The organism is Flavobacterium cerinum, from assembly GCF_004028155.1.
GTDB classification, from domain to species: domain Bacteria; phylum Bacteroidota; class Bacteroidia; order Flavobacteriales; family Flavobacteriaceae; genus Flavobacterium; species Flavobacterium cerinum.
In genome coordinates, this window is the sequence record NZ_SBII01000005.1 from 89,589 (window position 1) to 102,416 (window position 12,828).

At 34.4% G+C, this 12,828-nt stretch carries 15 protein-coding genes; 4 read left to right on the plus strand and 11 right to left on the minus strand.

The genetic code is table 11. The features are described 5' to 3' along the window. Positions 1-33 precede the first annotated feature (33 nt). The 6 genes from EPI11_RS09010 to EPI11_RS09030 form a co-directional block, all read right to left on the minus strand. Positions 34-876, minus strand: coding sequence for a hypothetical protein (locus EPI11_RS09010; protein ID WP_128389636.1), 843 nt, complete (start codon positions 874-876; stop codon positions 34-36). A 160-nt stretch (positions 877-1,036) separates the two neighbouring features. Next, positions 1,037-1,195, minus strand: a complete 159-nt coding sequence (locus EPI11_RS18965) for a hypothetical protein (RefSeq protein WP_164879138.1) — start codon at positions 1,193-1,195, stop codon at positions 1,037-1,039. A 252-nt stretch (positions 1,196-1,447) separates the two neighbouring features. Continuing rightward, the gene (locus EPI11_RS09015) at positions 1,448-2,578 is read right to left on the minus strand and encodes a replication initiation factor domain-containing protein (protein ID WP_128389637.1); all 1,131 of its coding nucleotides are present in this window, start codon (positions 2,576-2,578) and stop codon (positions 1,448-1,450) included. 304 nt (positions 2,579-2,882) lie between these two features. Then, the gene (locus EPI11_RS09020) at positions 2,883-3,188 is read right to left on the minus strand and encodes a hypothetical protein (RefSeq protein ID WP_128389638.1); all 306 of its coding nucleotides are present in this window, start codon (positions 3,186-3,188) and stop codon (positions 2,883-2,885) included. Further along, a complete protein-coding gene (locus EPI11_RS09025) occupies positions 3,188-3,523 on the minus strand; it encodes a hypothetical protein (protein ID WP_128389639.1) in 336 nt (111 codons plus the stop codon). The genes EPI11_RS09020 and EPI11_RS09025 overlap by 1 nt, the downstream gene beginning before the upstream one ends. A gap of 164 nt (positions 3,524-3,687) precedes the next feature. Beyond that, positions 3,688-4,101 (minus strand): hypothetical protein, encoded by a 414-nt coding sequence (locus EPI11_RS09030; RefSeq protein ID WP_128389640.1) that lies wholly within the window; start codon positions 4,099-4,101, stop codon positions 3,688-3,690. A 184-nt stretch (positions 4,102-4,285) separates the two neighbouring features. Here EPI11_RS09030 and nudK point away from each other — a divergent pair, with 184 nt between their 5' ends. The 3 genes from nudK to EPI11_RS09045 all read left to right on the plus strand — a co-directional run bounded on the left by nudK (position 4,286) and on the right by EPI11_RS09045 (position 7,681). After that, positions 4,286-4,864, plus strand: a complete 579-nt coding sequence (gene nudK, locus EPI11_RS09035) for a GDP-mannose pyrophosphatase NudK (protein ID WP_128389641.1) — start codon at positions 4,286-4,288, stop codon at positions 4,862-4,864. A gap of 80 nt (positions 4,865-4,944) precedes the next feature. Beyond that, a complete protein-coding gene (locus EPI11_RS09040; RefSeq protein WP_128389642.1) occupies positions 4,945-7,251 on the plus strand; it encodes an acyl-CoA dehydrogenase family protein in 2,307 nt (768 codons plus the stop codon). Between the two features lie 37 nt (positions 7,252-7,288). Further along, positions 7,289-7,681: a VOC family protein gene (locus EPI11_RS09045; protein ID WP_128389643.1), complete on the plus strand. Its 393-nt coding sequence runs from the start codon at positions 7,289-7,291 to the stop codon at positions 7,679-7,681. Between the two features lie 19 nt (positions 7,682-7,700). On the opposite strand, the gene EPI11_RS09050 is transcribed toward EPI11_RS09045, so the two are convergent. The 3 genes from EPI11_RS09050 to EPI11_RS09060 form a co-directional block, all read right to left on the minus strand. Next, positions 7,701-8,207 (minus strand): anthrone oxygenase family protein, encoded by a 507-nt coding sequence (locus EPI11_RS09050; protein WP_128389644.1) that lies wholly within the window; start codon positions 8,205-8,207, stop codon positions 7,701-7,703. A 54-nt stretch (positions 8,208-8,261) separates the two neighbouring features. Further along, entirely contained in the window at positions 8,262-9,110 is an 849-nt protein-coding gene (locus tag EPI11_RS09055) for an NmrA family NAD(P)-binding protein (RefSeq protein ID WP_128389645.1), read from the minus strand. Positions 9,111-9,185: 75 nt separating this feature from the next. Further along, positions 9,186-10,601: an MFS transporter gene (locus EPI11_RS09060; protein WP_128389646.1), complete on the minus strand. Its 1,416-nt coding sequence runs from the start codon at positions 10,599-10,601 to the stop codon at positions 9,186-9,188. An 83-nt stretch (positions 10,602-10,684) separates the two neighbouring features. On the opposite strand from EPI11_RS09060, the gene EPI11_RS09065 reads away from it, so the two are divergent. Continuing rightward, positions 10,685-11,062, plus strand: a complete 378-nt coding sequence (locus EPI11_RS09065) for a winged helix-turn-helix transcriptional regulator (protein WP_128389647.1) — start codon at positions 10,685-10,687, stop codon at positions 11,060-11,062. 26 nt (positions 11,063-11,088) lie between these two features. On the opposite strand, the gene EPI11_RS09070 is transcribed toward EPI11_RS09065, so the two are convergent. Next, a complete protein-coding gene (locus EPI11_RS09070; RefSeq protein ID WP_128389648.1) occupies positions 11,089-11,811 on the minus strand; it encodes a hypothetical protein in 723 nt (240 codons plus the stop codon). Positions 11,812-11,813: 2 nt separating this feature from the next. Next, the gene (locus EPI11_RS09075; protein WP_128389649.1) at positions 11,814-12,794 is read right to left on the minus strand and encodes a hypothetical protein; all 981 of its coding nucleotides are present in this window, start codon (positions 12,792-12,794) and stop codon (positions 11,814-11,816) included. Positions 12,795-12,828 lie beyond the last annotated feature (34 nt).

The window sequence follows — 12,828 nt, forward strand, 5'->3', positions numbered from 1 at the left end:
ACAAAGGGTTTTCGCAAAGCTTTACAGCTTTTTTTAGTTGCAACCGCAAGAATTTTTTGTGCCTGAAGATCGAACAGAACCAATCGGAGCAGATTGGAAAGCACCAATAGAACCTAGTGTTCTGCCATCTTTGAACACAGCAGAAGTACCTACTAATTCGTTGTATTTCATTAGGGTTAATGACATACTACCAGCATCATCTTTGTAAATATTTAAAGCCTGTACGCCCATTAAACCCAAGACAATAGTTTTCTCAAAAGTTTGAAGTGGGTTTTCAGTAAAATCGTATTTACAAACAGGATATTCCTGAACCATTAAGGCACGGAGTTCGAAAGGAGTAAAACGAGTTTCGACACCTTTTACAATGATACCAACCTCTTTTAAATTGGGAGTTTCATTAAATAAAGCGATTACATGTTCAGAAACATCAAATAACTTTTCTCTTTCTCCCACCCCGATTGATTTGTAATCAAATTCAACGTGAGAAAGCGTATTTGATGGACTTGTAACTACAGAAACATCATACTTTTTAGCAGGGTTCAACTTCGTGAACTTCACATGGATTTTTTCGTTTGTCTGCAACATAATTCCCGACTCAAAACCTAACTCGCATACCGCAATAGTTTGAAGTACTGGGTGCCATCCCTGAATTGAATCGTCTTGATTACAATTTGTTGCGAGGATAAAATCCCTAAGTAGTAAATCAGTACAGATGTAAACATTTGGAGAACCGGTTCTTTCTATGTGAATAGAAATTAATTCGTTGTCCAAGTCCGCTAACGGTACATCCGTACCGATTATTAAAGTACCTGAACTTTTTACAATCGGGTTACAGACCGCCTCAGTTGACCCCGTGTGCATGTTTAAAATATTCATAAAAACTTTGTTTAATTAATTGGCACTATTGCCGTTATTGTTGAACAAAGGTTTGCTGATATTGAAAAGAGGGTTACCGTTTTTTACCGCTTTTTACCGTTTTTTACCGTTTATTACCGTTTTTTACCGTTTATTACCGCTTTTTACCGCTTTTGGACTTTTATATACCGTACTTTTGAAGGTCGTTAAACGTAAGATAATTGCGTTTTATACCTAATGAATCAATTATAATTTTGTATTCCTTACGGGCAGTTTTTTCACCAATTCCCAAAATATGTGCTAATTGCTTTCTATTTACTTTATTGGTTGTTTTTGACATGGCGTATATATTTATTTAAGGGTTATTTTGATACAATTTCGATTTTAAGGCGTTCACGATATAGAAAGGTGCGCTTATCCCACTTAGCATTTAAAAGTTGCCCAAAAAGGCTGTTTTTAGGTATTTCATCTAAATACCTTGAAAGTGTGTTGGCAGAAGCTAAAACACATTTATTTGTCTTTAAATCGCGAACCCTGATTACAAAGTTTTTATTAATAAAAACATGATGCCTATTTTGTGACTTTACTGCACTCATACGATTAGTTTATTAAAAGTATCGACGAAGAAAGATTGATTGAAAGTGTGCCTAAGCCGTTCTTTATTCTCAAACTCTCGTTTGTAGAAATCATATTTTTCCATAAACCAATCCTGCAAATTATATTCACGTAAAACCTTAATTAAGGGATATAGAAAAGCTAAACTTTGCTCAACATAGTATTGTCTAAAAAGTCCCTTGATTAGTCGCTTTTGAGCATTAATTGAAGGCTCAAATATTTTCTTTATTCGTGAAACTATAGAACTGTATTTACCACGTAAGTTTTCACGTAAGAGTGACCAGTTATGTAGCACAATCAATTTTTCTTTGTTAGTTTCAGTTTTACCAGTATTTTCAACAATTTCAAAATGATTTTTTTCAGCTAATTCTATTAAGTCAATTAGCGTTTCTAACTCAAAAATTTGGTTAGTAATATTCTTTTTACACTTTCGTAAGTATGTAAAAAAAGTGCTGTTTAATTGATATTCAAAACGCCATACATCAAGACCCGGAGAGGAAGCCATATTATTAACCTCTAAATAATCATTAATATATGTTTTTGGGTTTTTAAGGTCTTTTAAAGCTTCTGTTTTATTATAGACGCGTAAGAACCGTGAACTACTTCTTTTGCCAACCGTAAAGCCGTTAAACTGCCCTCTACCCTTTTTAGTAACACCATACGAAGCAATATTTTTTTCTCGACCTTTTACAAGCTTTCTACCTGCCATAAGATCAGTATACAATTGTTCGTATTTTATGCGGTTTTCCTTTTTATCAATAGCTATATCAAGTCTATTTACACCGTCAAATGCTAAATCGAAATAGTATTGGAATTCGTATACTATCTGCCCTAAATCATTTAGCTTTTTTGTGTAAAACAAATGGTTTTCAAATTGAAGCTGAATTAAGCTAGCATCAATAATACTTGCGCGTGGTACAGCATTCAATAAGCCTATTTTCTCATTATTGTAAAAAAGGTCGTAAACGTCCGTATATATCTTATTACCATGCTCATGGCGGTTTAAAGTAAAGGGATTTATTTTATGTAAGTTGTAAAGACTATTACCGCGTTCTTTGGTAAGAGAGCCTTTTAAATTGATGATTAAGTAATCTATAATTAGTAACATTTGTTTTATTGAATAAGGTGTGAATAATGGTTTTGGTCGAGTTGGTAGCCGTTATACCTAACGGCTACCTTGAAGGTTCAGGAGCTTCATAAAATGGTCTCGAGTTGTGAAACAATTTCTCTCGCTTGATTTAATGTAATTTCCTTATTACCATAAAAAGCGACAGGAACTCTATTTTTATTAAGCACAACATGACCAGTAATAGAATTACGCCTAACATACTGTGACAATACCTTAATTGAAGTAAAAGGCTTTTCTACAGGACTAACAAAAACACCGAGTTTAAATCTTAATATGTACATAATTAAAAAGCTTTACCAAGTTGATCAAACAATGATTGAAGTCGCGGAGAGTGTATTTTTACACCGTATTCAGTATCAATAAGGCGTTTTAATTCATTCCATGTAAATTTTTGAGTAGGCGTGTATGCAGGGCGATACATAAAAATCTCAATTCCTGATGCAGTTACATCAATAGAATGATTTTGTATATCATATCTTCTTTGTGTTAATGTAGACAAGTAGTAACTAAATGTGTGAGCAGAAGTTTGGAAACCCTCGGGTACAAACATTTGCAACACCTTAACGTATTCGTTTGATGCTGTAATCATTAGATTAAATTGTAATGGATTAATTTTTGGAGAAATTCCTTGTTTGTAGATACATTGAAATCGAACTGGAAAGCATTCCCAAATCGAGTTGAATGTTTAATTGTGATACGAACAGTACCGTCGAGATTATACTCGTACGAACCACCGCAATAGAAGTCTGTTTTTCTGTTAGTTATAGAAAAACTATTATGAAATTTTCCATGCCCTATGGAGAGTAAAGGCGAAAATTTTCTACGAAGTTTTAGAACGTCAAAAACCCGCTTATCATACATGGTAGATACCATATCGATAAGCGGGTAAATGCTTTTTAATTTTGTGTTTCGAGATAATGTCATATAAAAAGGTTTTATGTGACACCACGCTAACGACTAAAAAAAGCTTATATTATAAAGACAAAAAAAATGTTAAAATGTAGGAATGAATTTACTTGTTATACATTATAAGTCAAAAAATACAAAAGAAAAAAGCGGGTGAAAGCCCGCCATATCTTTATTTCTGCTTATTTCTTTATAGACCCCGTATAAACAAATTTCTCTGCTTGGTATACTGTTACCTGAATAACTCCATCTTTCCCTGTCATCATTGCATAACCAAAAAGCGTATTGTTTGGGAATCTTATATAGTAAGTTGTTTTTACAAATGTTGGCGCCGGTTTTTTCATCTCGAATCTAAATTCTCCATCGGCCATAATTCGTAAAGTAAATTTATCTGTTTCAGCTGATGTATACATTAATTCGCCACCCACATAATGTTCATTTACAGTTTCTGGCAACGCTGGGAAATCTTTAAATGAATTTGATTTTTTTAATATAGAATACAATTCGAAATTCTTTATTGATAATGGCACTGATTTGTCCTGCGCATTCATCGAAAAAGCAAATGCTATTAAAAAGCAAACAAGAAATTTTTTCATTTTTTAGTTTTAAAGATTATTAGTTTGTAAATATAGAAAGTTTTAATAATTCTTAATATTTTAAAGATATAAAATCAATTTAAAATGTATAATTTGTTTAATAATTTTTCATTTAATCTTACAATACTATGTAACTATAAATCTCGTTAGTTATGAAGTTAAAATACTCTTTATAATATACATAATGACAGATAAAATTAAAATTCAATCATCTACAATACTTTCTGATAATTGGGGAAAACTCAATAAGGTAAAATATGATTATCAATTAAAAGATGGTTCCTGGCAGACACATGAGCGTGAAGTTTATGATCGTGGCAATGGTGCTGTTATACTATTATATAATAAAGTTCAGGATACTGTTATACTTACTAAACAATTTCGTTTACCAACATGGTTTAATGGTAATGCTGATGGAATGATGATTGAAGCCTGCGCCGGACTTCTGGATGAAAGAGACCCGGAAGATTGCATACGTCGTGAAACGGAAGAAGAAACTGGCTATACGCTTTCAGATGTTTGTAAAGTCATGGAAGTATATATGTCTCCCGGTTCAGTGACAGAGATACTTTATTTCTTTGTTGCTACCTATTCTTCAGCGATGAAAACAGGAATCGGAGGCGGTTTGGATAACGAGCAGGAAAACATTGAGGTTTTAGAACTGCCCTTTAATGATGCTATGAAAATGATAACATCGGGAGAAATTAAAGATGCTAAAACAATTATGTTATTACAATATGCAAAAATTCATGAACTCCTATAAATACTAAGGGTTTAGTTTAACACTATTTTAAATTTCGTCTCTAGGTAATTGTCTATTTTTAAGGTTTAAACCTATTTATCATGGATATTACTTTCAATAACGATCCCAAATTAAATATAGTATTACCTGTATTGTATCTTGCTTGGCAGGATAATACACTTACAAAGAAAGAATTTGATACTTTAAATGAGTTCATAAATAAGCAGGAATGGATTACCAAAGCCGAAAAGGAATTCCTAAAATCAAAAATTAACCTGACCTCCCCTCCTAGTCGTTCTGAATTTTATCATTGGAAGGAAAGGATAGACAGGGCTCTTAATGAGCATAAAAAACCACAGAATCTAACCGAATTGGGGCTGCTTATTGCAAATGCAGACCGTCCCGCTTTTACTGATGATGATATAAAAAAAATAGCACCATCTTTTGCAGCTATGGAATCTGAGTTGGGAATTATGAGTCGTGAGGTTATATCTGGTTTTCAATCGCAAAAAAACACGCTAACAGATAAACATAATACCGTAGAAAGCTTTGATGTTAAAAAGCTTACGTCTTTATTAGACGGTAGTCAGGCAGCCATTATAAATAAAGTTAAAGAACTTATAGCTACACCTGAATTTGCTTTTGAAACCTCTACAGATATTATGGTGTATCGAGAGCGTGTTCTCGAATGGAGCAAAATACTAGCGGAACATGGACTTGGTTCTTATGCTTATCCTAAAGAACACGGTGGTAAAGACGATATCGAAGGTTATTTTTCTATCATGGAAACCCTTAGTTATCACGATCTGAGCCTTGTTATAAAGTTTGGTGTACAATTTGGCCTTTGGGGAATGAGTATTTTATCATTGGGTACTGAAAAGCACTACGCTAAATATTTAAAATCTGTTGGTACACTGGAACTTCCAGGGGGTTTTGCGATGACCGAAACCCATCATGGTTCTAATGTAAAAGGTGTACAGACAACAGCTACTTACAATCATAAAGACAGAACCTTTACAATACATACCCCTGAAAAGTATGCCAGGAAAGAATATATAGGTAATGCAGCAAACCATGGAGAAATGGTAACTGTTTTTGCTAAACTTGTTATTGATGAGAAAGATTATGGCGTTAATGCTTTTATTGTCCCGATCCGGAGTAAAGACAAAAATGTATTAGAAGGTGTAACTATTGAAGATTGCGGTCATAAAATGGGACTGAATGGTGTTGATAACGGAATAATCACTTTTGATAAAGTAGTTATCCCTTATGAGAACATGCTGGATCGTTTTGCTCAGGTAAACGAAAAAGGTGAGTTTGAAAGTCCGATACCAAGTGATAACCGTCGTTTTTTTACGATGCTTGGTACATTAGTCGGCGGACGCATTGGTATACCAAGATCGGCATTGGCGGCAGCTAAAACCGGAATTACAATTGCTATAAAATATGGTAATAAACGCAGGCAGTTTGGCCCCGAGGGTGGATCAGAAGTTCCTATATTGAATTACAGGATGCACCAGCAGCGATTAATGCCTTATCTGGCAAATGCTTATGCCATACATTTTGGTTTACAGTACCTTACTAAGCGTTTTATTAATCGCACCGAAAATGAGATGCAGGAAATCGAAGCACTTGCAGCCGGAATGAAATCCTATTCTTCGTGGAATACCCGTAATACGCTTCAGGAATGCCGTGAAGCTTGTGGTGGTAAGGGTTATCTATCTGAAAATCGAATTGACGACCTTAAAAATGACACCGAAATATATACTACTTTTGAAGGCGATAATACAGTATTGATGCAGCTGACAGCCAAAAATCGTTTGGGTGAATTCCGTAAACAGTTTGGTGAGATGAATGTATCTTCTATATTCAGTTATGTACTGGATCAGGCAAAGACAAGCATTACAGAAAAAAATCCATTTGCTACCCGTAATACGGATGAACAGCATTTAAAAGACAGAAGTTTCCATCTTAATGCTTTCTTATACAGAGAAAAAGAAATTGTGAGTTCCGGGGCGCGACGTTTTAAAAAGCTGGTTGATGATGGACTTGATGCTTTTGATGCTGCAAATGTTATGCATCCACATATGCTTCAAATTGCCGATGCTTATCTGGATCGCGTATTCTTGGAACAGTTTCAAAATCAGCTTGATTTAGTAAATGATACAGGTGTGAAAGAAGTTTTAATAAGACTATATAACCTATTTGCCCTTAACAAAATAGAGCAGCATAAAGCATGGTATCTGGAACAAGGCTATATGGAAGGAGTAAAAACCAAAGCTGTAAGGAAATTAGTGAGCCAGTTGTGTTGGGAGATCAGACAGGATGCTGTTCCTCTAGTAGATGCATTCAATATTCCTGAAAACTGTCTTGGCGCTATAGTGACCAATAAAGCTGCGGAAGCTTAAAAGATTAAATACATTAAACACACTTTATAAATAAATTATGGTACGATTTGGATATACGATCCTATATGTTTCAGATGTAGAAAAGTCAATAGAATTTTATGAAAAGGCCTTTAGTTTCGAGCGAAAATTTATTTCTCCCGAAAATGACTATGGTGAGATCATATCGGGAGAAACAACTATTTCGTTTGCTTCCAAGGAACTGGCAAGAACAAATCTTAAAGAGGGTTTTATAGAAAGCAGGCTAACCGAAAAACCATTTGCAATAGAACTGGGTTTTATAACTGATAACGTAGAACAAACTGCCAAACAAGCAGAAAACTCAGGAGCTACAATTATAGAATCTCCAAAACAAAAGCCTTGGGGACAAACTGTAGCTTACATTAGAGATATTGACGGATTTCTAATTGAACTTTGTACGGCAATAAACTAAAGTAATCGAACCTCCGAAGCTATATTATTTGTTTTGCAGGTTTGCTTATACAGGCTATTATTACAAGCAATAAAACCATAATTGAAGCAATTGTTCTGATGGTATGAAATCTATTCCAGAGTATTTCAAACTGCTTCCTTGCATTGGCGATTTCCTGAATGGTTGCTGATTGTAAACTGAATTTATCCAACGCTTCATTTAAAGGTACATTGCCAAACATAGTTATTCCAAAAGCACCAACAAAGTATAGTACAGTTGCAGCTAATAGTAGCCAAAAAGTATTCATTGTTCCATCTTTATATTGAAGGAAGGTACTAATGGGCAGCATTATTAGTGTTCCTATAAAGCTCAAAAAAAAAGCAGGATTTTGTATCTCTCTGTTTATGATCTGCATAGCAGCGATGTATTGATTATCAGGTAATTTTGACAACCCGATATTTACAGAACAGCTATAAGCATACAACAAACCTGCAATGAGTGCTGTTAATATAGCTGTAATACCCAAAATTATGTTTTGTGCTGTCATTTTTTACTAATTTTATAATAAAGATATTTATTTTAAAAATTGATGATCAATATTTTAAACTGAGATTGTATTCCACACACCTGATTCTGTTGCTCTTTTAGCATATTCAGAAAAATCTCTTGGTTTTCTAGCCAATGCACGCTCTACCCCATCGGTAATGCTTTCATTCCTACCATCCAGTACTTCTGTAAACAGATAAGTGATTAAATTTATAATAACATTTGGTACATTATATTCTGCCAGGGTCGCTTTGTAGTGATCAATAGATATTTCTTCATAATGAATGGTTTTACCTGAAGCAGCAGCGATCTCTATTACAGCTTCTTTAAAAGTAAGCAATCTTGGGCCGGTAACCTCATAGATATGGCCATTGTGTTTATCATCTGTTAAAGCTGCACTAACTACATCGGCTATATCATCAGTATCAATAAATGGTTCACGCACATTTCCTGCGGGTAATGCTACATAGCCAGCTATAATTGGTTCCAGAAAATTACCTTCGCTAAAGTTTTGACAAAACCAGCTTGCTCTTACAATAGTCCAGTCTGCTCCTGAACGTATTACTGCTTGTTCGCATTCCTGAGCCTCAGGCTCTCCCCTACCTGACAATAGCACCAGTTTTTTTACTCCTGATGCTACAGCTATTTTAGAGAAAGATGCTATTGTTTCAACACTGCCCGGTAATGCCAGATCGGGTTGAAAAGTAATATAAACGGTATCAACATCTTTTAAGACTGGTTTCCATGTCGATACATCTTCCCAATCAAAAGATATTTCGGCAGATCGTGAGCCAATCCTGACCTTATATTTTTTTTCGAGTAATTGCTTTACAACCCTGCTGCCTGTTTTTCCGTTGCTTCCCAGTACTAAAAATGTTTTTTCTGTGTTTTGTTTTGCGCTCATAATAGATTTTATTTTTAAGCAAATCTATAGCAGCCTAAAACCATAAAATAGAATAAAACCGACAGGTTAATTATGTTAAGAAAGTTTTACAGGTTTATTGTTATTTGAAAGTAACAAGAGAAAAACAGCAACAATTATTAGTAATACAATATTGCCGAAAGTTGCTGTTTTATAGGCAGTCAAATAGGCTTCCTGATTTATAGAAGGTTTCTCTAAGATGTTGAAAAATAAACCTCCAATAGTACTAATACCCAAAGCAATTGCAGTTTGTTGAAATGTTGAGTAGGTTCCCGATGCCATGCCTGAAAGCGAGGATGGTAAACTCCTAAGTGATACAGTTAATAGTGATGGCAATACAGATCCACAGCCAATACCGTAAATGAAGAAGACCGCAGCAATGTTAATGGTATTCATTTCTATTCCGTCTAAAATTATTATATGGAATGCTAAAGATATAATCATGATAATGACTCCAAAAATGAGAACAAATTTTCCATATATCGGAATTAATTTTATAGAAATCAGAGAAGCAATAACATAGCCAACACCCTGAAACATAAAATACAGACCTGTATCAAGAGAACTGATTCCGAATCCGGTTTGCAGCAGTACTACATTGATAAGAAAATAAGTGTCCTGAACCATAAAATAAAAAACGGAAGCACAAAGTCCGATGTTAAAACTTTTGTAAGTAAACACACGTGTGTCTATGAGATTAGACATTCCTTTTTGTTGTCGGGTTTTCTGCTGCAAAAAAAATATAACAGCTGTAATAACAGATAAACCAAAAATGAACAATATCCATACTGGCCAGCCAAGCTCTCTTCCTTGAATCATTGGATAGATAAAAAAGATAAGCGTAACTATTAAAAGGAATGCACCAACCCAATCAAATTTTTTCGTTCTAACTATTGTAGTATTCTCTAAATATTTAACCGCTAAATAAACGGTAACAATTCCAATAGGTACATTTATCAGGAATATTAGACGCCATCCTTCAATAAAACTATGAACTTGTGGCAGCATGCCCCCTAAGAACTGACCTAATACTGAAGCTGCTCCAGCAATACTCCCATATATACCTAATGCTTTTGTTCTTGATCTTTGGTCTTCAAAAAGAACCTGGATATATGCTATTCCCTGTGGCACCATAAATGCTGCACTTATGCCCTGCAGTGTTCTTCCTATGTTTAACTGAACAGCATCATGAGATAATCCGCAAAGACAGGAAGCAAGGGTAAAGGCTGCCATACCTATTATAAATACAGGTTTTTTTCCAAAATAGTCACCTACTCTTCCTCCAGTAATTAAAAAGGCAGCATATCCCAGGACATATAGGACTATGACCCATTGTATATCGGTATCTGTTCCGTTTATGCCTTTTTTAATAGAAGGAATGGCACCATTTACTACAAAAATATCAAGTACAGATAAAAAGACAGAAGTTGAAACTAATAACAGCAGTGACCATCTAGAGATATTTCTAGCCATAAGGCAATTTTTTTATACATTTATTGTTCAAAACTACGGCATGTAAAAAGTGCTCGCAAGTAGTTTCTAAAACAGTACTAAGTATGGAAAACAATACTAATAGTGATTATCAGTCAATTGCTAATGAAGAAATTTTGGAGATTTATGAAAATAATTTTCCATTAAAGAATGTGTTTAAAATTATTAGTGGAAAATGGAAAACGCCGTTGATATACGCTATTAGCCATGAGTGCCCTAAACGGTTTGGAGAATTAAAGCGGAAAATGGAAGATGTTACTCAAACGACACTAACTATACAATTAAGAGAGCTTGAGCGTGACGGAATTATAAGCAGGGAGGTTTTTGCAGAATCACCTCCCAGAGTAGAATATAAATTGACCGAACAAGGAATTAAACTCCTACCTGTACTCAAAATGCTGAATAATTGGTGGGATGAATACAATGAAAGTAAAAAAGGCTAATGATCACTCCTTAGCCTTTTCGTTTCTTATTCCTGTCGGTATGATTTTAGCGAGCCATCATCATTAAACTGTATTGAATAACGCTCACGACTGCCATTAATGCCTGATGGAAGCCAACGAATCTGATTGTCCCATATAGATATGTAAGTGTTTGTAGAAGGCTTAGCCCCTTCAACCTCCTTTACTTTTTGATTATAAGTTTCTGTTACTTTTGCTACGTTGATGAAATTGATCCTATTAAGAGAAACCAGTTTACTTTGCACATTATCCCTAAGTGATAAAGTTACAGGTTCAGGTTTAGACCAATTTCCATTATTGTATATGTATTTATCTACATAGTTAGGGTTTTCCGGATGCTGAAGCATAGTATGAATACTGCCATCATTATAAAAATGGATAGTAGAATAGATGAAAATTTCCTTGCCTGCATATTGCGATAGTTTTTTTAAAGCATCTTCGGCATTTGTTAAGGCCTTGAGATTAGTTAAAAAATCTTTTTTATTGGTTTTGACAGGCTCAGTATTTGTTGTTTGAGTATGGGTTATAGTAGGAATTTTAATTTCAATACTAGTAAAGGTAGTATGGCTCTCGCTTATCGTGTCGGATTTAGTGACAGTAATATTCGGCTTTTCGGTTTGCTTATTAACTAACGTGTCATTAGGCTCAAACGTTTCGTGGATACTTTTAGAAATTTGTTCACAACCTAATAAATAAGGACAGCAGATTGCTATAATGATTAATTTCTTCATATTTATATTTCGTTTAAGTCGCTGGCAAAGGCAATTTGTTTTGGGTTGTCAGGAAGATAAAAAATCCCGACCTGTTCCTGTTTAGTGCTGTCCAGATTTAGAAGATCAACGATTTTTTTTAAACTTTCACGATGTAGCTGCTTGTGATTATCAGTATATTCAAGGTCAAAACGAATCATAGGCTGCTCATTAATATAGGTTCCCGTTTGACTCACTCTAATTACTTTTGCCCATGTTTTTATCCCTTTAAACTTAATCAGGGTCATATCATCAGGATCTCCCAAAAGTTTTCTGAAAACTAAACGTGAAATAAATTTATAGAATAAAAGCACAAGCGCACAAACAATTAATGGGTGGCCGAAACCAATAAAGCGCCAGCCCATACCATGGCTTTCTAACTTGTAGGAATAGATATAATACCAAATTACACCTGCTAAAAGAGCCAACCAGGTTAATAGGATAAGTATAGTTCTCAGGATATTTATTGATACATCAGAAGTTGCTATTATAAAATAAGGTTTGTGTTTCATATCGCGGTCCAGCAGTACCCCTGTTTTTTTATCAACTTCAAAACGACGTTCGTGAGGTTTAGCATCGTTCACTGTTATTTTTTGGATAATCTCAGAATCAGCTAAATTTTTAAAAGACAGTTCTAGCTCATAAGTGTTATATTTTGCATTTAGACTTGAAGTTTTTACAGCACTCAGAATTTTAGCTTCCCGCCTTACCCCCTTATTTTTAATATGTTCAATGTTTTTTTTAGAAATAAAAATCTGTAAAAACCACCTTTTAAAATATCCCATTAAAAGGATTATCCAGATAATTATTGATACCCCAAGTAGGCTTAATGCTACCCATGGGCTTTGATCTTTTAATTCTAAAATATCGGTTTCACTTTTAATATTATAGTATAGAAGCATCGGAAAAGGAATAGCAAAAAAGAGCATATAAATAATCCAGAATATTGTAAAACCACGTTTCATAGGCTTTCTATTGTCAAGTTATTATCTAAAGCAT